23 protein-coding genes are annotated in these 23,323 nt (G+C 66.6%); 4 read left to right on the forward strand and 19 right to left on the reverse strand.

Annotated features, from left to right (window positions below):
- Nucleotides 1-2 precede the first annotated feature (2 nt).
- Both OKQ63_RS11535 and OKQ63_RS11540 read left to right on the forward strand, forming a co-directional pair.
- On the forward strand, nt 3-710 hold the full coding sequence (locus OKQ63_RS11535) for a P-loop NTPase family protein (protein ID WP_264210223.1): 708 nt from the start codon (nt 3-5) through the stop codon (nt 708-710).
- Nucleotides 711-762: 52 nt separating this feature from the next.
- Nucleotides 763-2,337 (forward strand): Ppx/GppA family phosphatase, encoded by a 1,575-nt coding sequence (locus OKQ63_RS11540; RefSeq protein ID WP_264210224.1) that lies wholly within the window; start codon nt 763-765, stop codon nt 2,335-2,337.
- 15 nt (nt 2,338-2,352) lie between these two features.
- On the opposite strand, the gene OKQ63_RS11545 is transcribed toward OKQ63_RS11540, so the two are convergent.
- A complete protein-coding gene (locus OKQ63_RS11545; RefSeq protein ID WP_264210225.1) occupies nt 2,353-2,733 on the reverse strand; it encodes a hypothetical protein in 381 nt (126 codons plus the stop codon).
- 288 nt (nt 2,734-3,021) lie between these two features.
- Here OKQ63_RS11545 and OKQ63_RS11550 point away from each other — a divergent pair, with 288 nt between their 5' ends.
- Nucleotides 3,022-4,071, forward strand: coding sequence for a hypothetical protein (locus tag OKQ63_RS11550; protein WP_264210226.1), 1,050 nt, complete (start codon nt 3,022-3,024; stop codon nt 4,069-4,071).
- A gap of 27 nt (nt 4,072-4,098) precedes the next feature.
- On the opposite strand, the gene OKQ63_RS11555 is transcribed toward OKQ63_RS11550, so the two are convergent.
- The 7 genes from OKQ63_RS11555 to OKQ63_RS11585 form a co-directional block, all read right to left on the reverse strand.
- Nucleotides 4,099-5,094, reverse strand: a complete 996-nt coding sequence (locus OKQ63_RS11555; RefSeq protein WP_264210227.1) for an endonuclease/exonuclease/phosphatase family protein — start codon at nt 5,092-5,094, stop codon at nt 4,099-4,101.
- Nucleotides 5,075-5,773: a molecular chaperone DjiA gene (locus OKQ63_RS11560; RefSeq protein ID WP_264210228.1), complete on the reverse strand. Its 699-nt coding sequence runs from the start codon at nt 5,771-5,773 to the stop codon at nt 5,075-5,077. The genes OKQ63_RS11555 and OKQ63_RS11560 overlap by 20 nt, the downstream gene beginning before the upstream one ends.
- 9 nt (nt 5,774-5,782) lie before the next feature.
- Nucleotides 5,783-6,310 carry a GNAT family N-acetyltransferase gene (locus OKQ63_RS11565; protein ID WP_264210229.1) on the reverse strand — a complete coding sequence of 176 codons (528 nt, stop codon included), beginning with the start codon at nt 6,308-6,310 and terminating at the stop codon, nt 5,783-5,785.
- Nucleotides 6,307-6,915: a VOC family protein gene (locus OKQ63_RS11570; RefSeq protein WP_264210230.1), complete on the reverse strand. Its 609-nt coding sequence runs from the start codon at nt 6,913-6,915 to the stop codon at nt 6,307-6,309. The genes OKQ63_RS11565 and OKQ63_RS11570 overlap by 4 nt, the downstream gene beginning before the upstream one ends.
- An 86-nt stretch (nt 6,916-7,001) precedes the next feature.
- On the reverse strand, nt 7,002-7,490 hold the full coding sequence (locus OKQ63_RS11575; RefSeq protein WP_264210231.1) for an MAPEG family protein: 489 nt from the start codon (nt 7,488-7,490) through the stop codon (nt 7,002-7,004).
- 310 nt (nt 7,491-7,800) lie between these two features.
- Nucleotides 7,801-9,930: a methylmalonyl-CoA mutase gene (gene scpA, locus OKQ63_RS11580; protein ID WP_264210232.1), complete on the reverse strand. Its 2,130-nt coding sequence runs from the start codon at nt 9,928-9,930 to the stop codon at nt 7,801-7,803.
- The gene (locus tag OKQ63_RS11585) at nt 9,896-10,828 is read right to left on the reverse strand and encodes a hypothetical protein (protein ID WP_264210233.1); all 933 of its coding nucleotides are present in this window, start codon (nt 10,826-10,828) and stop codon (nt 9,896-9,898) included. Before OKQ63_RS11585 ends, scpA begins: the two co-directional genes overlap by 35 nt.
- Before the next feature lie 177 nt (nt 10,829-11,005).
- On the opposite strand from OKQ63_RS11585, the gene OKQ63_RS11590 reads away from it, so the two are divergent.
- The gene (locus tag OKQ63_RS11590) at nt 11,006-11,440 is read left to right on the forward strand and encodes a DUF4174 domain-containing protein (protein ID WP_264210234.1); all 435 of its coding nucleotides are present in this window, start codon (nt 11,006-11,008) and stop codon (nt 11,438-11,440) included.
- A 58-nt stretch (nt 11,441-11,498) separates the two neighbouring features.
- Here the strand turns inward: OKQ63_RS11590 and OKQ63_RS11595 are convergent, their stop codons facing one another.
- The 11 genes from OKQ63_RS11595 to OKQ63_RS11645 all read right to left on the reverse strand — a co-directional run bounded on the left by OKQ63_RS11595 (nt 11,499) and on the right by OKQ63_RS11645 (nt 23,220).
- A complete protein-coding gene (locus tag OKQ63_RS11595; RefSeq protein ID WP_264210235.1) occupies nt 11,499-12,002 on the reverse strand; it encodes a hypothetical protein in 504 nt (167 codons plus the stop codon).
- 162 nt (nt 12,003-12,164) lie between these two features.
- Complete coding sequence (locus OKQ63_RS11600; protein ID WP_264210236.1) at nt 12,165-14,210, reverse strand: acetyl-CoA carboxylase biotin carboxylase subunit; 2,046 nt, start codon at nt 14,208-14,210, stop codon at nt 12,165-12,167.
- 131 nt (nt 14,211-14,341) lie between these two features.
- Nucleotides 14,342-14,545, reverse strand: a complete 204-nt coding sequence (locus tag OKQ63_RS11605; RefSeq protein ID WP_264210237.1) for a hypothetical protein — start codon at nt 14,543-14,545, stop codon at nt 14,342-14,344.
- Nucleotides 14,546-15,338: 793 nt separating this feature from the next.
- Complete coding sequence (locus tag OKQ63_RS11610) at nt 15,339-15,683, reverse strand: hypothetical protein (RefSeq protein WP_264210238.1); 345 nt, start codon at nt 15,681-15,683, stop codon at nt 15,339-15,341.
- A 69-nt stretch (nt 15,684-15,752) separates the two neighbouring features.
- Nucleotides 15,753-15,893 (reverse strand): hypothetical protein, encoded by a 141-nt coding sequence (locus tag OKQ63_RS11615; protein ID WP_264210239.1) that lies wholly within the window; start codon nt 15,891-15,893, stop codon nt 15,753-15,755.
- 214 nt (nt 15,894-16,107) lie between these two features.
- Nucleotides 16,108-16,530 (reverse strand): DUF6497 family protein, encoded by a 423-nt coding sequence (locus tag OKQ63_RS11620; RefSeq protein WP_264210240.1) that lies wholly within the window; start codon nt 16,528-16,530, stop codon nt 16,108-16,110.
- A 98-nt stretch (nt 16,531-16,628) separates the two neighbouring features.
- Entirely contained in the window at nt 16,629-17,078 is a 450-nt protein-coding gene (locus OKQ63_RS11625) for a hypothetical protein (protein WP_264210241.1), read from the reverse strand.
- Nucleotides 17,079-17,136: 58 nt separating this feature from the next.
- Nucleotides 17,137-18,669 carry an acyl-CoA carboxylase subunit beta gene (locus OKQ63_RS11630; protein ID WP_264210242.1) on the reverse strand — a complete coding sequence of 511 codons (1,533 nt, stop codon included), beginning with the start codon at nt 18,667-18,669 and terminating at the stop codon, nt 17,137-17,139.
- A gap of 167 nt (nt 18,670-18,836) precedes the next feature.
- The gene (locus OKQ63_RS11635; protein WP_264210243.1) at nt 18,837-20,045 is read right to left on the reverse strand and encodes a hypothetical protein; all 1,209 of its coding nucleotides are present in this window, start codon (nt 20,043-20,045) and stop codon (nt 18,837-18,839) included.
- 20 nt (nt 20,046-20,065) lie between these two features.
- Nucleotides 20,066-20,449 carry a hypothetical protein gene (locus OKQ63_RS11640; protein WP_264210244.1) on the reverse strand — a complete coding sequence of 128 codons (384 nt, stop codon included), beginning with the start codon at nt 20,447-20,449 and terminating at the stop codon, nt 20,066-20,068.
- The gene (locus tag OKQ63_RS11645; RefSeq protein WP_264210245.1) at nt 20,446-23,220 is read right to left on the reverse strand and encodes a hypothetical protein; all 2,775 of its coding nucleotides are present in this window, start codon (nt 23,218-23,220) and stop codon (nt 20,446-20,448) included. The genes OKQ63_RS11640 and OKQ63_RS11645 overlap by 4 nt, the downstream gene beginning before the upstream one ends.
- Between the last annotated feature and the right edge of the window lie 103 nt (nt 23,221-23,323).

Below are 23,323 nucleotides of genomic sequence, written 5' to 3' on the forward strand. Positions count from 1 at the left end.
CGATGGCACAGCAGCTGAGCTTTGACCTCCCGGCGAAACCGGCGCTGGGGCGGGATGATTTCTTTGTCGCCCCTTCCAACGCGATGGCGGTGGCGCTGCTGGATCCCGGCTTTGCCTGGCCCAGCGGCAAGCTGGTGCTGACCGGCCCCAAAGGCGCGGGCAAGACCCATCTGGTGCACGTCTGGGCCAGCCAGACCGGGGCGCGGATCATCCGCGCCGCCGGTCTGGCCGCCGAGGCGGTGCCGGATCTGGCGCAGGGCCCCATTGCGGTCGAAGACGTGCCGGCAATCGCCGCCCGCAAGGAGCAGCAGGACGCCCTGTTCCACCTGCACAACATGGTGCTGGCGGGCGGCCATGCGCTGGTGATGACCGGCCGCGATGCGCCGAATCTGTGGGGGCTGACCCTGCCCGACCTGCAAAGCCGGGTGCAGGCCGCCACCCATGCCGAGCTGCAGGCGCCGGACGACCAGCTGCTGGCGGTGGTGCTGGCCAAGCTGTTCGACGACCGCCAGATCACCCCGAGACCGGATGTGATCCCCTATCTGGTGGCCCATATGGACCGCTCCTTTGCCGCGGCGGCGCAGATCGTCGGGCGGCTGGACCGCCTGTCGCTGGCGGAAAAATGCAGCCTGTCACGGCCGCTGGCGGTGCGGGTGCTGTCGGAAATCCGCGAGGAGGCACTGGAAAATGACGCATCCGCAAGCGGTTGACCGCCGCCCTCGCTTCGACCATCCTGACCGCGGATTGCCAGACGGAGCCCTCATGAACCTCACTCAGGACCCCGCCGCCGCCAATGCCGATTGGGGCCCCTTCGGCCGCCCGATCTTTGATGACCCCAGGGCCCGGGCGCTGTCCCGTGTCGGGGTGGTCGATGTCGGCTCCAACTCGGTCCGGCTGGTGGTGTTCGACGGCGCCGCCCGCAGCCCGGCCTATTTCTACAACGAAAAGATCATGTGCGCGCTTGGCGCCGGTCTCTCGGAATCGGGCCGCCTGAACCCGGAAGGCCGCGCCCGCGCCCTGTCGGCGCTGCGCCGGTTCCAGCATCTGGCCCAGGGCATGGGGCTGCCGCCGCTGTCGGCGATTGCCACCGCCGCGGTGCGCGAGGCCGAGGACGGGCCGGAGTTCTGCGCCGAGGTGCTGCGCGAGACCGGGCTGAAGGTCCACGTCATCGACGGCCGCGAGGAAGCGCGGCTGTCGGCGCAGGGGGTGCTGTTGGGCTGGCCCGGCGCCTATGGTCTGGTCTGCGATATCGGCGGCTCCTCGATGGAGCTGGCGGAGATCCAGGAGAACACCGTCGGCCGCCGGGTGACCTCGCCGCTGGGGCCGTTGAAGCTGCGCGACATCAAGGGCGGCCGCAGGGGCCGCAAGGAGCATATCCGCGCGGTGATCGAGCAGCTGAAGACGGAGATGGGGCCGCAGCGCGACCGGCTGTTCCTGGTCGGCGGCAGCTGGCGGGCGATTGCCCGCATCGACATGCACCGGCGCGGCTACCCCTTGAAAGTGCTGCATGAATACCGGATGTCCGCCCGGGACGTGCGCGAAACCGCCCGCTATATCGAGACCAGCAGCCTGGACAAGCTGCGCAGCGCCTGCGGTGTGTCCTCCAGCCGGATGTCGCTGGTGCCCTATGCCATCGACGTGCTGACCCGGCTGGTCAAGACCTTCAAGCCCAAGGACATCGCGGTGTCCAGCTACGGCATCCGCGAGGGGCTGCTGTACGAGCAGATGCCGCAGCGGCTGCGCGCCCGCGACCCGCTGATCGAGGCGTCGCGCTTTGCTGAGATGAAGGACGCGCGGGTGCCCGGCTTCGGCAAGACGCTGTATGATTTCGTCAGCCCGCTGTTCAGCGGTGCGCGGCACAGCAAGCGGCGGCTGGTCAAGGCGGCCTGCCTGCTGCATGACGTCAGCTGGCGCGCCCATCCCGACTACCGCGCCGAGGTCTGTTTCGACAATGCCACCCGCGCCAACCTGGGCGGGCTCAAGCATTCGGAGCGGGTGTTCCTGGGGCTGGCGCTGTTGCACCGCTACAGCAACAAGCGGCAGGGCAGCTCCTTTGAGCACCTGTACGGTCTGCTGGACGAAAGGGGCCAGCACGAGGCCGAGGTGCTGGGCAAGGCGATGCGCTTCGGCGCCATGCTAATGGTGACCAGCAACGGCGAGATCGGCTCGCTGCACTGGCAGCCGCGCAAGCGGGTTCTGCATGCGGAGCTGCCGGATGCGGCGCGGCCGCTTTATGGCGAGGTGGCCGAATCCCGGCTGAAATCGCTGGCCAAGGCGCTGGAGGCCGAAGTGGAGCTGAAGTTCAGCAAGCCTGCGCCGACGCCGGATCCGGAATGAGGCCGGCGGCAGGCGTCAGATCTCGGTGACGCCCTCTTCTGCCTCGTCTTCCTTGCCTGCGGGCGCATTCTCCTTGGGTTTCCTGCGGATGATGATATCGCCATTGGGCAGGATCTCGGGCAGCTCATAGGCGCTCCAGTCCTCGACCTCCTTGGCGATCTCCGCCAGGGCCGGCCCCATCTCGCTGAGAAACGCGCCCATTGAGGGGCCGATCTCCCCGATCATGTCCTGCAGGTCTTCCAGCGCCGGTGCCATTTCCTGGCGCAGGCCCTCCCAGAACAGATCCGCCCCCCGTTCCATCAGCGAAGGATCATTGCCCTCCTCCGCCGCGTCCTGGGCGGCAAGCGAGCTGGACAGAAGGGCGGTCAGGGCGGCGGGCAGAAGAAACTGTTTCATGGGGCTAATATAGGGGCGCCGGTTGCGCGCGAACAGAGGGATTGCAAACAGCGCCGCGCCGGGCGGGCGCTTGCTCCGGGGGCGGTTGCGGCAGACAGGTTCTGATTTCCGCAAGCGGCGCCGCTCCGGCATCGGACGGTGCCCCCGGCGCCGGCGCCGGAGGAGATCTGCCGGCTGAGCCTGAAAAAAATCAGGGCGCATCGCATGGGAAACAACCTTGGGATATTACGGCACAACAATTTGGTGTATGCTGGCTTGGTGTGCTGATTTGTACAAGGAGACCACTCCATGCGCTCCCTTTGGGTTTCCCTGCTGACTTTGGTCCTCAGCTTTTCCGCCGCTGCTGCGCAAGCAAGTGAAATAGCCGAGGCACTGACAAAGCTTCGGACGTCTTTTGCGCGTACCGCGTTTTCTCATTTCAAGGCGATGCCTCTGCACCTTCGGTACGACGTGGAAGTGGGGGAGGTCATCCGTATTCAGGATGAACAGCGGCTGTTGAAAAGTTCCAAATGCTACCCCGGCCTCGAGATCGAGCTCGACGACAGAACGGAATCCGTCGCCGTTTCCCTGTCCCGGAAATCGGCGGTTGCCTTGGGGCTTGGGGGACGCGCCAGCCTCTACGGCATTCCCGCTTCCGGCGAGGCAGAGTTCAACAGGAGTGTCCGCCGAAGCGTCCAGTCGATCCTGATGAGAACCTCATTCGCCTACCCGCTGGGCGGGGCAAGTGAATTGATGTCTCCTACCGGAGATAGCGCCGAATGCGAGGCGCTTTTTCCGCCTGCCAGTATTCCGATGGGCCCCGGATTGCTGGTTTCGTCTGTCTTCACCGGCAAGCTGATAACGCAACAAGCAATCGACAGCGATCTTGCAGCCGGGATTGATGCCAGCGCCAAGCTGACACCGAGAGGGCTGCCCGTGGAAGTGTCCGGAGATGCGGAAGCCAGCACCAGTACACGGTCCGTCATTGCCCATCTGCGTCCGGAAGGAAGCTTTGCTGTCCAGTCCGCCTTCATAAGCCGCCGCGCTCTTATGGATTACTATGCGCTGGCCCAAAACAACCTCGAAACCTGGGCTGAGCTGGAAGCGCTGATCGAAAGCTATGTTTCGGGCGAAGAGGCTGGCCTCCTGGCAGACATCAAAAGTGGAATTTGGTCGTTGTGGGAAAAGCTCGACCAGCCTGAAGAAACCCTGACGCAATACAGGGAACGCCTTTTTGCATCTGAAGATGCCGATTTCGTCGAAGACGTCGGAAAATTGGATGTTCCTGAAGAAGCATGGGACAGGATCGGCGTCGTTGCGGCGGCTGAAGTGATCGTCTCGACAACCATCGCGGAATAAGCTGGCCGCCGTGCCGTCCCCTCCCGATCACTCCAGCGCAATGTCCAGCGTCACCGGGAAATGGTCGGAGGCCTTGAGCAGCGCCTCCCGCGTCTCTGCATCGGCGTAGCATTCCGCATCGTCAAAAGGGTGCCAGATCCGCCACTGCGGATCAAATCCCGTCAGGCTGCGGGAAATCATCACATAGTCCAGCAGCGCGCAGAAATAGCGTTTGGTTTCAGGATTGTAGAACCGCGAGGTGCTGGGCAGCACGGTGGCGCGCGGCTGCAGCAGGTTGTGCGCGTGGGGGTCGGTCAGCAGATCCCCCATCACGATCTCGACCGAGGAGCGGCCGAACAGTTCTTCGTATTCATCGAGGCCGGGGCCGTCGTTGAGATCGCCCAGCAGCACCACGTGCTCGCCCGCTGCCGCGTGTTCCGCCACCCGCCGGTGCAGCCAGATCGCCTGCGCCAGCTGCTTGCGCCGGTTGGCAATGGAAACGGCGGTGATCTCGCCGCGGGTTTTCGCCGCGTGCGGCGCCTTGGATTTCAGATGCGCGCCGATCATCCGCAGTCGGGTGCCGCCCCTGGTCCGCACGGCCAGCTCCAGCGGCGGCTTGGAAAACCGCACCTGGTCGGCCTGCGCATCGACGTCGAGATCGATGGCGAGCACCCCGTCGAACCGCGGCGCATCCGCCGAGGCGCGGGCATCGTGGCGGGCGGTCAGCACGTCGGGGTCATAGAGCAGCGCGATTTCCTGCTGGGTGTCGTTGGGAAAGCCGCTGACCGCCTCGCGCGCCCTGAGGCCCGCCTCTGCCGCAAAGTGTTCCAGGGCCCGGGTGGTGCGCTGGCGGCGGCCGGTGTTGGGCGCCTCGATCACCATCACCGCATCGGCGTCGATGCGGCGCAGCACATGGGCGATGGCGTGCCCCTGGGTGTAGCGGTCAATCCCGTGGCGGGCCGACCGCGCGCCGTCCAGCAGCAGGCGGTCCTGGCTGTCGAACAGGTTGGCGAACCATTCGATGTTATAGGTGGCCAGCCGCATTGCCGCCGCATCCGTTGATCTCGTCCCAGGCGCGGTTGATGTCGATCAGCCGCTTTTCCGCCAGCCGCACCGCCTCTTCCGGCACCCCGCGGGCGATCATCGCATCCGGGTGGGTGTCGCGCACCAGCTGGCGCCAGTGCTTGCGGATCTCCTCCTTGGCCATATCCGGGGTGACGCCCAGCACCGTGAAGGGATCCTTGGGCGCATCCGGCACGAAGCGCGCCCGCAGCGCCTGGAACTGCTGCGGCGTCTGGCCGAAGATGCGGCTCACCTCCTCCAGGAACTCATTCTCGCCGGGGTGGTAGAACCCGTCCGCCAAGGCGATATGAAAGAGCCCCTCCATCAGGTCGCAGAGCGTGGCGGGGTCGTCGGCAAACATGCTGTGGATGCGGCGCGCGTATTCCTGGTAGCCGGCCACATCGGTGCGCGCCATGTTGAAGACGCGGGCCGCGCCGGTCTCGTCGTCGCGGGCGATCTGGAACACCTCGCGGAAGGCGGTGACCTCATCCCTTGTGACCTGGCCGTCGGCCTTGGCCATCTTGGCGCCAAGCGCAATCACGGCAATGGCAAAGGCCACGGTTCTTTCGGGCGGCGCGCGCAGGCGGTCGAACACTTCCGACAGGCTTTCGCCTGCGGCAAGCGCGGCCAGCGCGTCGGATATGCGGGTCCAGAGTGACATGCGGCGAGACTAGCGGGGTTTGCCGGCGCTGTCAGGGGCGGGAATACCGGGTGTCAGGATTTTCTGCATGAAAACAGTGTCCAGCCAGCGGCCGTGCTTGCAGCCAAGCTCCGGCATTCTTGCGGTTTCCACATAGCCCAGGGCGGCGTGAAAGGCGATGGCGCCGGGATTGGCGCTGCTGACGCTGGCGATCAGAACGTGAACCCGGGCCGCTGCCGCCGCCGCCTCCAGCGCCTGCATCAGCCGGCGCCCCGCGCCCTTGCCCTGCGCCGCGGGCAGCAGGTGAATGGTGTGCTCCGCCGTGAACCGGTATCCGGGGCCGGGGCGGAAGGGGAAGAAATGCGCGTGGCCGAGGATTTCGCCGTCCTGCTCCGCCACCAGGTAGCTGCCGCTGCCGCGTCCGGCGGCGATCTGATCCCGCACCTGCGCCACGGTTTTCTCCAGGCTGTTGAAGGTCGCCAGCGTGTCGCGGATCACCCAGTTGGCGATGGCGCAGACCGCTTCGGCATCCTCTGCCCGGGCCGGGCGGATAATCATCTCAGCTGCCTTTTGCCGTGCGGGGTGGCGAACTCCGCCATCATTGCGGGCGCCCCCTGCTCCACTGCGATGCGCGGGTCGGCCAGGATGCGGTCCAGCGCCGCCTGCAGCGCCGCTGCCTCCGGGTGGCTGAGGGTCAGCCGGGCCAGGCGGCAGCCCGACTGCGGCAGGCGGGCGGCGGGCGGCTCTGCCTGCCACTGCAGGACGGCGGGAAAGAGGTTGTCATAGGGCAAGAGCCCGTCCTCCGGCACCGTCATCAGCCAGCGCAGGTCGCCGCGCTGCATCTGCACGTGGCGCTGCGCATGGGGCGGCAGCAGGGTTTTTTCCGCGCCCAGGTCTTCGCTTCGCAGGATCCAGTTGCTGAGCCGCGCCGGGCCGTTGAGCCGGTCGAGGTCGAACCAGCGCGGCTGCTCCTGCGGCTGGGTTGCGGGGTCGATGGCGATGGCCTCCAGATAGAGCCCGTCCTCCAGCCCCATCAGCCGGTTATGGGTGCCATAGCGCGCATGGCTGCCGCCGGGGCCCAGGCGGATGCCCAGGGACTGCTCCACATGGGCCGCGGCGTCTTCCAGCGTTGCGCCGGCCACCGCCAGGTGATCGAGTATCATGTGCGCGCCCTCCCCTTTGGCACCCGAGACTAGCGGTGCGGCGGCCGGGTGCAAGGCGGGATTTCAGGCGGGCGGGCGCCCGCGTCTCAGACCCAGATGGCTGCGGCCCAGACACCGGCGATCACCGTGGGGTAGAACGTGCCGGCAAACCCCAGCCCCCTGAGCGGCGGCGACAGGTGGTAGCCGGCCCAGAACAGCAGGCGCATCAGCGCAAAGGACAGGCCAAGCGCGATGGCCACGGCGCCGCCCAGGGTGACGGCGGCAAAGGGCCAGATGGCCAGCGCCAGCACCAGCTGCTCCACGGTGTTGGCCAGCACCCGCTGGTCGATCTCTGCCGGGGAACCGGGCGCAAAGGGGGCACCGTCGATGATGGCGTCGTCAAAGAATCGCCGCTGCGCGATGCGGCCGGTCATCAGGGCGAGGATCAGGCCAGGCGCGAGGAAGGCGCCGGGCAAGGCGATCGGGGCCGGGATATACGGCAGGCCCAGCCATTGCGGCAGGCCGGTGACCGCAACGCCCCAGAGGGCGCCGAGGGCCATGCCGGTAAGGATCTGAGGGCGTTTGGAGCGCAGCATGGCGCCACTCAATCACCGGTTCGGCGGTTTGCCAAGACCGGCCGCCGTCAGCCTGGACCGCCAAGCGGAAAGATGCAGGCTGGTTCTGGAGACAGAAATCCGAACCGCAGCGCTCCCGCCCGCCGCCGGCTGTGCCACAGGCACAACCGCGCCGGTTGGGCACGGCATCGCGCGCCTTGCGGCGCGCGATGCCGGCAGCCAGCCTGAAGGGCTGGCTGCCGGGCCCAAAGCCGCCAAGGGGGCGGCCCGAAGGGCAGGCACCTGCGGGTGCGGGAGAGCCTCCCCTGCCCCCGCAGGTGCGGTGTTTGCGTCAGGAACGCGCTTCGCGGATCAGGCGCAGGATGTCCTGGGCGGCCTCGGGGATGTTGGTGCCGGGGCCGAAGATCGCCTTGACGCCTTTGGAGTACAGGAATTCGTAATCCTGCTGCGGAATCACGCCGCCGCAGATCACGATGATGTCGCCTGCGCCTTCGGCCTGCAGCGCCTCGACCAGCTGCGGCGCCAGCGTCTTGTGGCCCGCGGCCTGGCTGGAGATGCCGATCACGTGCACGTCGTTGTCGATGGCGTCCTGCGCCGCCTCTGCCGGGGTCTGGAACAGCGGGCCCACGTCGACGTCAAAGCCGATGTCGGCAAAGGCCGTCGCGATCACCTTGGCGCCGCGGTCGTGGCCGTCCTGGCCCATCTTGACCACCAGCAGGCGCGGGCGGCGGCCCTCCTCCTCGGCGAAATCCTCGATCGACTTCTGGATCGCGGCAAAGCCCTCGTCGCCCTCGTAAGCCGCGCCGTAGACGCCGGCCAGGGTTTTCACTTCCGCACGGTGGCGGCCGAATTCCTTTTCCATCGCCATGCTGATCTCTCCGACTGAGGCCCGCGCGCGGGCGGCTTCGACAGCTGCTTCGAGCAGGTTGCCGCTGCCGTCCTTGGCGCGGCGGGTCAGTTCATCGAGCGCGGCCTGGCAGGCCGCCTCGTCGCGCATCTCGCGCATTTTCTGCAGGCGGGCGATCTGGGCGTCGCGCACCGCGTGGTTGTCGACATCCAGGATGTCGATCGGGTCTTCCTTGTCCTTGCGGTACTTGTTGACGCCAACCACCACCTCGTCGCCGCGGTCGATCATCGCCTGGCGGCGGGCCGCCGACTCTTCGATGCGCAGCTTGGGCATGCCGCTCTCGACGGCCTTGGTCATGCCGCCCATCTCCTCGACTTCCTCGATCAGCGCCCAGGCTTTCTCGATCAGGTCGTTGGTGAGGCTTTCGATGTAGTAGGAGCCGGCCAGCGGGTCGACCACGTTGGTCACGCCGGTTTCCTCCTGCAGCACCAGTTGGGTGTTGCGGGCGATGCGGGCGGAGAAGTCGGTGGGCAGCGCGATGGCTTCGTCCAGCGCGTTGGTGTGCAGGGACTGGGTGCCGCCAAGCACCGCCGACATCGCCTCATAGGCGGTGCGGATCACGTTGTTGTAGGGATCCTGCTCCTGCAAGGAAACGCCCGAGGTCTGGCAGTGGGTGCGCAGCATCTTGGAGCGTTCGGACTTGGCGCCGAATTCGGTCATCACCCGGTGCCACAGGGTGCGGGCGGCGCGCAGCTTGGCGATTTCCATGAAGAAATTCATGCCGATCGCAAAGAAGAACGACAGACGCCCTGCGAATTTGTCCACGTCCATGCCGGCGTCCAGCGCCGCGCGCACGTATTCGCGCCCGTCCGCGATGGTATAGGCCAGCTCCTGCACCAGGTTCGCGCCGGCCTCCTGCATGTGGTAGCCGGAGATCGAGATCGAGTTGAATTTCGGCATGTGGTCGGAGGTGTATCCGATGATGTCCGAGATGATCCGCATCGAGGGCTTGGGCGGGTAGATGTAGGTGTTGCGGACCATGAACTCCTTCAGGATGTCGTTCTGGATGGTGCCCGCGAGGACCGACTTGTCGTGGCCCTGCTCCTCGCCCGCGACGATGAAGGAGGCCAGCACCGGGATCACCGCGCCGTTCATGGTCATCGACACCGAAACCTGATCGAGCGGGATGCCGTCGAACAGGATCTTCATGTCCTCGACCGAGTCGATGGCCACGCCGGCCTTGCCGACATCGCCGACCACGCGGGGGTGGTCGCTGTCATAGCCGCGGTGGGTGGCGAGGTCGAAGGCGACCGAGACGCCCTGCTGCCCCGCGGCCAGGTTGCGGCGGTAGAAGGCGTTGGATTCCTCCGCCGTGGAGAAGCCCGCGTACTGGCGGATGGTCCAGGGGCGGCCGGCGTACATGGTGGCCTTCACCCCGCGGGTGAAGGGGCCGAAACCGGGCAGCGTGCCCATGTGGGGCAGGTCCCGGGTGTCGTCTTCGGTATAGAGCGGCTTGACCTCGATGCCTTCCAGCGTCTGCCAATTGAGGTCGTCAACCGCCCGTCCGCGCAGCTCTTTCTCAGCCAGAGCCCGCCATTCGTCTTTGTTTGTCATCAGGTCTTCCTCTTGTCAGTCTTGCAAGGGGCGGGTTCAGGCCCGCCGCCAGTTTATCCGGGTCTTGTGCCAGCGTGGCGAGGCCGTCGGCCCCGGCCGCCAGCCACATCATATCGTCGGCGTAAGCCTCGCGCAGGCGTGCGGTCTGCGCATCGTCGAAGGGGCGCCAGCGGCCGCTGCCCGCGGGCAGCCTGGCCGCAACCGGGGACGGCAGGCCGGCGCGCAGGTCCTGCAGGCACAGCGACGCGTTGAGGCGCACCCGTGCATGGGTGCGCGGGGCATCAGCCCCGGTCAGCGCCGCCAGCTGCGCCTCGGGCCGGGAGCCGAAGGTTTCGAACGGCAGCACATGCAGGCGCACATCCGGCATCGCGCAGGCGATATCGGTGATCACGTCGCGCCAGCTGCGCGGCGACTGAACCAGCCGTTCGAGGCCGGCGGAATTGGGCACCCGGTGGCCGCGTGCCACGGCGTAAGCCAGCGCCGAGGCCCAGTAGCCGTCGAGGCTGCGGATGCTGAACGCCACATCCGTCACCGCGGGCCCGAAGGCCTGCGCGAATCGCGCCATCCGCTCGCCGACGCCGCTGTAGAGGTCGCCGAGGCGCAGGTTGGCGCGGGTTGCGCCGATCATGTTCTCGTCGCTGACCAGCAGCTGATGCATCCCGCCGCTGCCGCAATTGTCCAGCTGGATCTGCAGCCGCCCGCGGGCGCGCTGCGCCAGGTCGCGGCCGGTCACCGGCGCCGGTCCCGGCTGGATGCCGTGGAACAGCCCGTTGCGGGTGCGGGCCGGGCCCCAGAAGCCGATTCCCTGTCTGGCCAGTCCCGATGCGTTCTGGCGCATGTATTCCTGGAAAGAGGTGGTGGCGCAGCGGTGCGCGCCGGCGTGAAGGATCACTTTCATCGTGCTTCGGGGCCTCTGCTGGAGGGCCGCAGGCCGCAGCCCGGTCAAGGGGAATGCCGCAATCATGGCCGGCAACCCCTCATTATCCCGTTAACGATGATATTTTTTGACCAAGTGCTGGATTTCTCAGTCGCATTTGCCGCCGCTGCACATATATTCAACGGGACAGGAGAGATCATGAGAGCAATCCTAAGTGTTGTTTTGGCAGGTTTTCTTCCGGTGGCCGGCGCGGCTGCCGATGGCAGCATGCCTGAATTGATCCGGCCCGGGTATGACGCGGTGCTGGAGGATTTCCGGTGGACGCACCGGCCGGTGGTGGTGTTTGCCGACAGCCCGGAAGATCCGCGGTACCATGAGCAGATGGAGCGGCTGATGGATGGCATCGAGACGCTGCGCGAGCGCGACGTGGTGGTGCTGACGGATACGGACCCGGCGGCCAAATCGGCCCTGCGCAAGAAGCTGCGGCCGCGCGGTTTCATGCTGGTGCTGGTGGGCAAGGACGGCGAGGTGAAACTGCGCAAGCCGCATCCCTGGACGGCGCGTGAATTGTCCCGCACCATCGACAAATCCCCCGAACGCCTGCGCGAAGTGGAAGAGCGGCGCGGCGGCTGAGCGAGGCGGCCGGGCAGACCGGGCAGACCGGGGCGCCTGAATACGGGCGTGCGGCCGGTCAGCCGTTGCCGCGGACGTAGATCAGCGCCATCGCCTGTTTGTCCAGCACCAGCATCGCACCGCTGTCCGGCACGAAGACCAGCGTCGACGCGGGATTGCGGATCGCCTGGTAATAGACCGACTTGACCAGATCGGACATGCAGCTGACGCCCGCAAGGCCGGAGTTCAGCACCCCCAGCCCCTGCGGCAAATTGCGCGACATGATGTCCTCGGTCACCGCATTGGGGGATTTGCCGGACACGGCAAAGGCCACCGGCTTGCCCGCCTCCAGCATCTGCATGCCGGTGTTGAGCGAGCGGGCGCGCTCCACCAGAGAGGTGATGCGCGGGCTCTCGGCGGTGTGGAAGACAGCCGCGGTGCAGCTCATCGAGGACTGGAAGAAGAAGGTCTCTCCCAGGTCCACCCAGGCGGAGAGCTGGGCGCGCAGCGCCTCCTCCTTGTCGAGCGCGCAGGCTGACAGGAACGCCAGGGCGGTCAGCAGGCAGGTAAAGAGACGGTTCATGCGGCACCTTCAGGTCGTCAAACCGGGGCAGTGTCGCAGAAATTCCTGAAGATTCCGTGCATGCGGCAGCGGCTGCCGCCCGCATGGCGCGCGGGGCAGGCCCGCAGCGGCCGGCGGGACGGCCCGCCTGCCCTGCTGCGCCTATGCCTACCCCGTGCCGCATTATTCGAATTCCATGATCACGTCGTCGACCGCCAGGCTGTCGCCCGCGGCGGCGTTGATCTTGGACACCACGCCCTTGCGCTCGGCGCGCAGGATGTTTTCCATCTTCATCGCCTCGACGGTGCACAAGCTTTGGCCCTCCTGGACCTCCTGCCCCACTTCGACGTCGACCTTCACGATCAGGCCGGGCATCGGGCAGAGCAGCATCCTGGAGGTATCGGGCGCCTGTTTCTCCGGCATCAGCTCTGCCAGTTCGGCCTGGCGCGGGGTGCGCACATGCACCTTGAGATCGGCGCCGCGGGAGCGGATGCGGAAGCCCTGGGTCACCTTGCCGGTCTTCAGCACCAGGGTCTCGCCGTTCACGTCCAGGGTGGCCAGCTGGTCGCCCGGGGTCCAGTCCGACGTCACCCGCAGGGCCGCGCCATCGTCAAAGCGGACAGTCGCCCCTTCGCGGTCGGCGTCGACCACCACGCTGTAGGACTGGTCCTGCAGGCTGACAACCCAATCGGTGCCCACCTTGCGCTCGTGGTTGTCCATCCGGCCCGACACCCGGGTGCGGCGGATTTCGGCAACCCGGTGCATGGCCGCACAGGAGGCCGCGATCTTGCGCAGGTCCGCTTCCGGCAGCTCGACGCCCGCGAAGCCCTCCGGGTACTGCTCTTCGATGAAGGCGGTGGTCATGGTGCCGTCGATGAAGATCGGGTGATCCATCACCGCGCTGAGGAACGGCAGGTTGTGGCCGATGCCTTCGACCTCGAAGCTGTCGAGCGCGATGCGCATGGCGTCGATCGCCTCACCCCGGGTCGGTGCCCAGGTGCAGAGCTTGGCGATCATCGGGTCGTAGTACATCGAGATCTCGCCGCCCTCGTAGACGCCGGTGTCATTGCGCACCGCGGCCGCGCCCGCGGGCGCATCGCCCTGCCACTTGCCGTTTTCCAGCATCGGCCCTGCGGCGGTCTCCGCCGGCGGGCGGTAGCGCGACAGGCGGCCGATGGAGGGCAGGAAGCCGCGGTAGGGATCTTCGGCATAAAGGCGGTTTTCAATGGCCCAGCCGGTGAGTTTGACATCCTCCTGGCGCAAGGGCAGCTCGGCGCCGTCGGCGACGCGGATCATCTGCTCGACCAGATCGACGCCGGTGATCAGCTCGGTCACCGGGTGCTCCACCTGCAGGCGGGTGTTCATTTCCAGGAAGTAGAAGTTCTTGTCGCCATCGACGATGAATTCCACGGTGCCCGCGCTGGAGTAGCCGACGGCCTTGGCCAGCGCCACCGCCTGCTCGCCCATCGCCTTGCGGGTGTCCTCGTCGAGGAACGGCGACGGCGCCTCTTCCACCACTTTCTGGTTGCGGCGCTGGATCGAGCATTCGCGCTCGCCCAGGTAGATGCCGTTGCCATGCTTGTCGCACAGCACCTGGATTTCGATGTGGCGCGGCTGGGTGACGAATTTCTCGATGAAGATGCGGTCGTCGCCAAAGGAGTTCGCGGCCTCGTTCTTGGAGGACTGGAAGCCTTCGCGGGCCTCCTCGTCGGTCCAGGCGATGCGCATCCCCTTGCCGCCGCCGCCGGCGCTGGCCTTGATCATCACCGGGTAGCCGATCTGGTTGGAGATCTTCACCGCCTCGTCGGCATCGGCAATCAGGCCCATGTAGCCGGGCACGGTGGACACGCCTGCCTCCTGGGCGATCTTCTTGGAGGTGATCTTGTCGCCCATCGCCTCGATCGCGCCTTTCGGGGGGCCGACAAAGGCGACGCCCTCGGCCTCCAGCGCTTCGGCGAATTTCGAGTTTTCCGACAGGAAGCCATAGCCCGGATGCACCGCCTGGGCGCCGGTTGCGCGGATCGCCTCCATCACCTTGTCGATGACGATATAGGACTGGTTGGCGGGCGGCGGGCCGATGTGGACGGCTTCGTCCGCCATCTGCACATGCAGGGCCTGCTTGTCGGCGTCGGAGTAGATGGCAACGGTCTTGATGCCCATTTTCCGCGCCGTCTTGATGACGCGGCAGGCGATCTCGCCCCGGTTGGCAATCAGGATCTTATCAAACATAGGCAGTCCCTTGTTTCTTGGTAGTCCGGAATGCAAAACGCCGCGCCCGGGGCGATCCCGGGCACGGCGCATGCGCGATGTCACAAGCGGCCCAAGCGGGCCGTGTGTTCAGAGAGGCAGTGGCGGGCGCCTTAGCACCTGCGGGGATTCTCCTGGCAATAGATGAGGTTGGCGGCAGCGCCGACCGCAGCGCCGGTGACCAGGTTGCCATTGAGCAGCGCCGAACCGGCCGCACCGGCGCCTGCGCCGTAGATGAGCCGCTCGCCGGTGGTGTCGCCGCAGGCCGCCACAAGGCCGCACAGCGACAGCGCCGCGATGAGAGATTTTGCCCGCATGTCCAGTTTCCTTCTTCCGGGGACGTGAGTGTCCCGGCGGAATTTGCAGGCGCCAAGGCCGGGCGCAACGGTCTGCTGGGGCGGCCCTTCAGTTCGGCGGAGGCTTGCCGCATTGGGGGGGGTATACGGCAAGCTTCCGCCGGTGCCTGAAGGGGATAAAAGACGGGCAGGCCGCGGATGGGGGCGCGGACCTGCCCGTTCAGGCGAAGGGGCCGGAACAGATGCTCGGCACAGCAGCGTGGCTGCGCTGCTTGGACCACGATGCACGCCCCGGCGGCCCCTGTAAGCCCCTGAAATGCATAGCCGTTAATTTGGGCAGATTCCTGCTGACCCCCGCAGGGCCTGTGCAATTTCACGCCGAAACCGCGGTCTGCCGCCCGGGCAGTGACGCAGACGCGCGTCAGCGGTGCCACATCGCCGGTACAGCGCTGACGCTGGCCGGCCTGGTCCGGCAGGCAAGCGCCGCAGCGCTGTGAGCGGCGGCGCCGAACCGGCGCGGCGCTTTGCGGCCCGGCGTGCACAGCCGGTGGCAACCCGCGGCTTTTTCCGGCGCGGATCGTCATGGCGGCACTTTTCGATGCCGGTTTCCCCGCATTTGCGCAGGCGGGAGTCCGGCTGCGTGAAATCCAGGGAAGCCGGGCAGCCCCAAGCATGACCTGCAGGGCGGGCGCTTCGCGGCGGTGCAGCCGGCCTTCTGGCAGAGCGTCAGACAGGCGGCGCCCCGGACGCAGCGCCAGGCACCGCGGCAGGGCCCGCGGCGGCTGGTGCGTGCTATGCGTCCGGGGCCGCGCCATCAGTCAAACGCCTCCGGGAAGGAGGCCCGCGCCACCGCCTCGTTGATGACCAGCAGCGCCTCATAGCTTGCCGGGTCAAACGGGTCTTCGGCGGGGACCACCTCGCGGCCGAACAGCCAGCTGAGCCGGCCGGCATCGAGATTGCCGCGCTCAAACGGCTGATCGCCGAACTGCTCCCACAGCGCCTGCATGAACATGGCGTCGACCCGTTTGTCGACATTCTTGCGGTCGCGGAAACGCTCGCGCCGGGTCAGCGGCGTCACCCCTTTGGGGTTGGGGCGGCGGATGGTGAATTGGAAATCGGTGCCGGGCATGCGGCCCGGGAACCCGCGGTGTTTCAGCATTCGGGTGCCTCCGATCCGGCACCCCACGGGGCGGCGGGGGCCGGCCGCAGGGCCGGACCCCTGAAGTGATTACTTGTACTTGCCGGTGAAGGCCGGCTCTTGCGAGATCGGCTCGGGCTCGACCACGACGAATTCCTCTTCCTGCTGGGCGCAGGCGGTGACGGCGGCCAGCAGGCCTGCCAGGGCGATAAGCTTGATGCTCTTGGACATCTCTGTCTCCTGATTGGAAATGCGAAACCTGCGGGGGCTTTGCCCGCCGCCTGCCTCAACCTCAATGTGAAGGCAGCCCGCGGGCTGCCCGCGCCAAGGATAGCGGGCTTTGCGGCCGAGTCACATGCCAATAGCGGCAATTGACGGCGCTGTGGCTGCAATGCCGCAAGATTCCGCCGATCTGTGCCATGCCCCGCAAGATATTGTGGATGCATCAGAAAGCCTCCCATATGCAGGCAGGCCCTTCCGGGCGGTAGGCTTCGAAAAACTGCGTGGCGGCAGGGTCCTGCACGCCGAAGGGCACGGCCCGGTCGGACAGCGAAATCACCACCCGGGCGGCTGCCATGCCGCGCTCTGCCAGATACGGCAGGGCCAGGGCGCCGCACAGGTGGTCCATGTCGGATGCGGCCGCTTCATGGGTGACAGAGCCGCTGTCCCGCGCGATCTGCGGCGCCAGGAAACGGAACCGTGCCCAGGTCTGGCCGGGCTGCCCCGGCGCCGACTCAAGCCGCACCTCGTCCAGCGTCACCACCTGGCCCGAAGGCACCGCCACAGCGCCGCCGGCCGCAGCGGCACAGGGCAGCAGGGCAAAGGGCAGCAGGGCACAGGGCAGCAAGGCAGAGCGAAGGGCCGCCAAATATCCGCAGCCCCGGCCCCTGGCGAACCAGGCTCCTCCGGCCAGGGCTGCTGGCGCAGCGCATAAAGCGCGCGCTGTCTGAATCTGGCTGACGCGGATCATGAGACTGATTCGCTCCCCATGTCAATTTTTGCCGCAATTCCGGGCGATTTATTCGCATTCAGACCCGTTTCCGGGCACATCCTGTCCCGGCGCCGCGCCGCATGGCGCAGCCAGCGGGCCCGGTTGGCGGGGTTTTCCAGCACGCCGGCGATCAGCGCCGCCGCATTGGCCGGCACCCGGCCCATCAGCTGGCCGCCCGCGCGGACCGTCAGCCCCTGCCCGGTCCGGGCAATCTCGACCACCGGACAGAAGCCCCGCAGGCCCTGCAGGCGCCGCCACATGTCCTGGCGGATCTGATGCGCCAGCCGCAGCGGGTCGCCCGCGGGCAGCACGGTTTCCGCCGCCACGTCGAACCGCGGCGGCAGGCGGCGCGACAGCGTCAGGGTGCTGTCCGTGCGGGTGATATGCCAACGGCTGCGCGACACGACTCGGGGATCCCTCTTCATCTGGCCCAAAAATATCCTCAGGGGTGCGGGGGCAGACAGCCCCCGCGCAACATCTGCCTTACAGCGGAATGTTGTCGTGCTTCTTCCACGGGTTCTTCAGCTGCTTGCCCCGCAGGGAGGCAAACGCGCGGGAGACGCGGCGGCGGGTGGACTGGGGCATGATCACCTCGTCGATGAAGCCGCGCTCGGCCGCCACAAACGGGTTGGCGAAGCGGTCCTCGTACTCGGCGGTTTTCCGGGCGATCTTGTCCGCGTCGCCGAGATCGGCGCGGTGGATGATCTCGGTGGCGCCCTTGGCGCCCATCACCGCAATCTCGGCGGTCGGCCAGGCATAGTTGAAATCGCCGCGCAGGTGCTTGGAGGCCATCACGTCATAGGCGCCGCCATAGGCCTTGCGGGTGATCACGGTGACTTTCGGCACGGTGGCCTCGCCATAGGCGAACAAGAGCTTGGCGCCGTGCTTGATGACGCCGCCGTATTCCTGAGAGGTGCCCGGCAGGAAGCCCGGCACGTCGACGAAGGTCAGGATCGGGATCTCGAAACAGTCGCAGAAGCGCACGAAGCGCGCCGCCTTGCGGGATGAGTCGATGTCGAGGCAGCCCGCCAGCACCATCGGCTGGTTGGCGACAACGCCGACGGTCTGGCCTTCGAGGCGGATGAAGCCGGTGATAATGTTCTTGGCGAAATCCTCCTGGATCTCGTAGAAATCGCCCTCGTCCGCCACCTTGGTGATCAGCTCCTTCATGTCGTAGGGGCTGTTGGGGTTTTCCGGGATCAGGGTGTCGAGGCTGGTCTCGATCCGGCCCGGCTCGTCGAAGAACGGCCGCACCGGCGGCTTTTCCTGGTTGTTGAGCGGCAGGAAGTCGACCAGGCGGCGGACCTCTGCCAGCGCCTCGACGTCGTTTTCAAAGGCGCCGTCGGCGACGGAGGATTTGCGGGTGTGGGTGGAGGCGCCGCCCAGTTCCTCGGCGGTCACCACCTCGTTGGTCACGGTTTTCACCACATCGGGGCCGGTCACGAACATGTAGGAGGTGTCCTTGACCATGAAGATGAAGTCGGTCATCGCCGGGGAATAGACCGCGCCGCCCGCGCAGGGGCCCATGATGACGGAGATCTGCGGGATCACGCCGGAGGCCATGATGTTGCGCTGGAAGATCTCGGCATAGCCGGCCAGCGCGTCGACGCCTTCCTGGATGCGGGCACCGCCGGAATCGTTGATGCCGATCACCGGCGCGCCGTTCTGCACCGCCATGTCCATGATCTTGCAGATCTTCTGCGCATGGGTGGCCGAGACCGAGCCGCCCAGCACGGTGAAGTCCTGGCTGAAGACATAGACCTGGCGGCCGTTGATGGTGCCCCAGCCGGTGACCACGCCATCGCCGGCGGGCCTGTTGTCTTCCATGCCGAAATCGGTGCAGCGGTGGCTCATGAACATGTCGAACTCTTCGAAGCTGTCCTCATCCAGCAAGAGTTCGATCCGTTCGCGGGCGGTCAGCTTGCCGCGGCCGTGCTGTGCGTCGATGCGGCGCTGGCCGCCGCCCAGCCGCGCATCCTGGCGGCGGTCTTCCAGCTCGGAAAGAATGTCTTTCATGGCACATGTCCCCTGTAGATTTCACCGGGACCATATATTGCGCCGCAGCGAAGCCAAAGGACATTATCGCAAATTTGCAAATCGTTTGCATACGCAGGCCGCAAACCCGCAAATAAGCAAAGTTCCGGTCCGGATTCCGGCCCCTGCCCGGGGCCGGATACGCAGCCTCAGGCGGCTTTGGCGATCTCGGCCATCTGCCGCAGGGCATTTGCCAGCGGTGTTTTGACCGGGGCCTTCACGCCGAAAGGATTGTCCTCGACCATGGCGATCACCGGATCGTCCTTGAGGAACTTCAAGTAGGCCGCGATCTGGGCCAGCAGCGCCTGCGCGGCTTTCTGGCGGGCCGCGCCGGTGGCGGATTTCATCTCGAACAGCGCCTTCATCAGCGCGGTCTGATTGCCATCGGTGACGCCGGCCAGACCGGCATCGGCGATCTGCGCCAGCACCGGGTGGTTGTGGGATTTCAGCGCGTCCTGCAGGCTGGAGACGCCGCGGTCCACGTCCTCCTTGGCGGCCTGCCAGATCTCCATCGGGTCCGCTTGCGGCGGCGCCTCCGCAGCCGGGGCATCCAGCGCCCCGATCAGCGCCTTCAGCCCGTCGGCGGCCTGCGGCAGCGCTCCGGACTTGAGGCTGGCCGCGATGGCGCGGGCCTGCGCGGCCAAGGGGGCCGCCTGCTCGGGCGGCAGCGCCTTGATCCTTGCCGCCTGCGCCGCCAGCAGCTTGGACAGCTTGGCGGCCTGTTCCGGATCCGCCGGGGCGGATTTCGGCTGGGACTGCAGCTTGGCCAGTGCGGCCTCCAGCCGGTCCAGCCGTGCGGCGCAGCCGTCGTGGTCGCCCTGCCCCAGCAGTTTCACCCCGGCTTTGATTTCCGGCGCGAGCTTGCCCGCCAGCTCCGGGTTGCCCAGCGCCTTGACCGCCTCCACGGCGGCGGCGATGCGCTGCTTCAATGCGGCTGCCGCCCCATCTTCCGCCGGTGCCGGCGCGCCGGCTTCAGGTGTCCCGGCGTCGTCATCCGGCAGGCTGTCCTCGTCGATGATGCTGCCGTCGGGGCCGATCAGGACCGGCTTGAACTTGACCATGCCCTCCTTCATGAATTTCTTCTTCAGCTGCTTGACGATGCCCTTCAGCGGCTTTTCCGGCTGCAGGAGAACCTCGTTCTCCTCGACCCGCAGGGTGCCGAAGCAGGATTTCTTGATCCCCGGCGCCTTTTTCATGTCGCCGCGCAGCACCTTGCCGGGCTTGCGCAGGTCGATCATCAGCCCGCAGTCCTCCGGCTTTCCGGCCAGCCCGAAGGCAAACGGCAGCGCCTTGCCGGAGGCCTTGGCCTTTTTCAGAAGTTTCAGGACGGCGTCCGCATCAAAAGCCTGATCAGGCATGGCAGTCTCCTAACTGGCCCCTAGCTGGCGCTGCCGGTGAAGGCGTCCCAGTCCTCGGCGCTCATTTCCACAAACTCCAGATCCGCTTCGTCGCCCGGTTCGGACAGCGGCTGGTCGGGCCAGATCATCCCGTAGGCGCGGCGGAACAGCGCCTGCAGCTCGGCCTCGTCAAAGGGGTATTGCTGGCCCGCAAACTGGCCGATGCGGCCGCTTGGGGCGGCGATCAGCGAATCCAGCGCCAGCCGCAGCCAGTCGAGGTTGCCCTCCTTGTAGGCGCGTTTGTGCATGCTGCGGATGTCGGCGTCGAACTGGGCCAGATCGGCCATCGGATCGGGCGCGTTCACCGCCCGGCCCATAGTCAGCAGCCGCAGGTAGCCCGCGATCAGTTCCTTGCGGATTTTCATGGGATCATGTTCCCCGGATTGCCATTGGTATAGGTCTTGGTCTCGTTGTCCCAGCCGTCGGCGACCGGGTATTGCTGCATCATCACCCAGCGGCCCGGAATCCTGGCCGGAGCGGCCCCGTGCCGGGTGGTGTATTTCACCGCATAGTCGGCGTTGTCCTGCGCCTTTTCTTCCGGGTAGTCCGTTGCGGGGTCGGGATGGTCCGTGGTTTCGGCGGGCAGCATTTCCGGCTCCCAGATGAAATTCACATAGGCGCGGGTCAGGCCCTCGACCTCCTCGAAGCTTTCATAGGTCTTGTCGGCAATCGGCTCGCCGCTGTCATCGGAGCGCACATGTTTCTTATGGCCGATATAGGCCTTGTCGATCGGGCGGCCGTGCTCGACGGTGAAATCGGCGCTTTCGTCGGGATCGGCCAGCGGATCGCCGGTGAAGGCCATTTCGGTCCCGGTGATGTCAACGCCCTTGGCCAGCGCCGCCTGGGCGGCCAACTCGCGCCCGGCTAGCCAGTCCTGCGGGCTGTGGAACTTGGAGGACGCGCCGGTATAAGAGCGCTCGTCGTCGGAATGCGCATTGGGCGGCTTGCCGGTTTTCAGCCGGGTGATCAGATCCTCGTCGCTGACATCCGGGCCGTGGCGGTCCAGCGAGTGGCCCGCGTTGCTGCCGACCCCATCCATCATCTCATAGGCTTCCGCCGCCTCGGCGCTGAGTTTTTCCAGTTCCTTGCGGACCTGATCAAAGGCGGTCCTGGCCTTGTCGAAATCCGGCTTCCCGGCCTCATCCTCCGCCGCCGCGGCCTTGACCTCGAAAGGGTCCAGCTCGTCCGAGGCCACCCCGGCCCGTTTCAGCGCAGCGATGATCCCCTGCACCTGGAAGCGGGCGGTGGCCATCGGCTTGACCGTCTTCAGCAGCTTTTCATGGGTGTCCAGCATCAGGAAAGCATCGCCGTATTCCCTGTCCGTCCCGGCCCGGTCCTTGGCCGCCTGCAGCGCCTCGTCCAGCTTGGTCTCTGCGGCGGGCAGTTTGAGGTACTTCTTGGTCCGGGCGTGCTCCTTTTCGACCTTGGCCAGCTTGGCGCGGTAATCTGCCATGGCCAGCACGAGATCCAGGTAATCGGCACCATCCAGAACCGTCTGCAGATCACCTGCGGCCTTGGCCGGATCACCGCCGCGGGCCGCGGCCTCCGCCGCCGTGACCGCGTCATCCAGCGTGCCCCTCACGGCATCCGCATCGCCGGGCAGCACCGCGAGCAGATCTTCGGCGGCCTGTTTGGCGGCCAGATAGGCCGGCATTGCCCGCAAAAGCGCCAGCGCGGCCGGCACGGCGGCGATGGCTTCGGGGTATTTCTGCGCCGTGAGGGCGTCCGCCACCGGTTTGTGGAAATCATAGCCCGCAGCGCCGGGGTGCCGGGCCAGGATCTGCGCCATCTCGCGCCGGTCATCCACCACTTTTTCCAGCTGGAACAGCTGGTTCAGCTTGGCGTGGTACTGCGGCGCACCTGTGTCCTTGTCGAAATTGTCGGCATCCGCCAGCAGCTTGTGCGCGTCCCATGTCGCGGTCAGATCGCTCAGCTCCGGCTCTGCCAGAACCTTCTTGAGGGCGTCGTACTTCTTTTCCAGCGCCTTGACGATCTGCTTGGAATAGCTCTTGCGCATGAGGGCGCGGTTGGCTTTTTCCCAGACTTTCATATCCGCCATCGCCCCCAGGGGGTCGTTGGTGCCGGTGAACTTCTGCTTGGTACCGGCCGCCGCCAGGGCGTCCCGGAACCCCTGGTCCGCCCGCAGCGAGCCGTCAAAGCTGCGCATGTAGCGGGCCAGCTTGCCGCGGTCCTTGGAACTGTAGTCGATCAGCTCCTGCAGCAGGGCCTGAGCTTCCGCGAACTTCTGCTCCTTGTAGGCCTTTTTCTTGGCGTTTTTCAGGTGGTTGCGGTAGTCCCTGGCATCCGGCACCGCGCTGGTGAGGATAAAATCGCTGCGGTCGTGGGTTTTTGACATGTAGTCATCCATCAGCGCCGCAAAGCTGAGCGCGGCGGCCAGGTCGTCCTCATCGCCCAGATTGGATTTCCAGGCCTCCAGTGCGGTCCTGGCGGCGCCGAAATCCCCGGCGCTGGAATGCCCCGCCGCGGTTTTCATCTGCGCGCTGCGCGCGGTTTCGGCGGCGTCCCTGGTGCCGCCGGTCATCGGGGTGATCAGCGACAGCGTGGCGCTGGCCCAATTGTCAAAATAGATGCCGTAGGCATTGGCGTCATCCGCCTTGGCGGCGATGTCCTTGGCCTGCGCCTCCACCGCCTCGAAATCCGTGTCCGAGACGGCCGCCCCCATGGATTTCTGCGCGGCCTTGATCAGCCCTTCCACATAGGTGAAGGCGCCCTGATCCAGACTGCCGCGCACCGATGCGAATTTGTCCTCCGCCGCGGCCAGGGCGGCCTGCGCCAGATCCCGTGCCGCCGCAACCGCCAGCTGCGCGGCGATGCGGGCGGACAGATCGGAAATATCGCTGTCGAGCGCGTCGAAGGCGCCTGTCCCGTCCGCGCTGAGGATTTCCTTTTTCAGCGCCTTGCGCCCGCCCGCCAGGCTGCGCCGCGCCCCCGAACTGAGCGCGGCAGGAACGGTGATCTTGTTCAGCTCGGCCAGGGCCGCCGCGCGCCGCAGCTCCAGCTCCTCGTCCCCGGCGTCCGGCAGATCCGGCATGGTCCAGGCCTTGATCGTGTAGAACCGTTCGGCCCATTGCCGGATAGCCGGGTTGTTGGCAAGCGGATCGGGGGTAATGGCCATGGGTCACCTCAACGGAACTTAAAAGGACGGGCCTTCGGGAAACGCGTCAAAAAATGCAGCAGTCAGGCAACCATAGGTGAGGCTTCGAATTTCACGCAAGAGT

It is taken from the genome of Leisingera thetidis (genome assembly GCF_025857195.1).
Classification (GTDB): Bacteria; Pseudomonadota; Alphaproteobacteria; order Rhodobacterales; family Rhodobacteraceae; genus Leisingera; species Leisingera thetidis.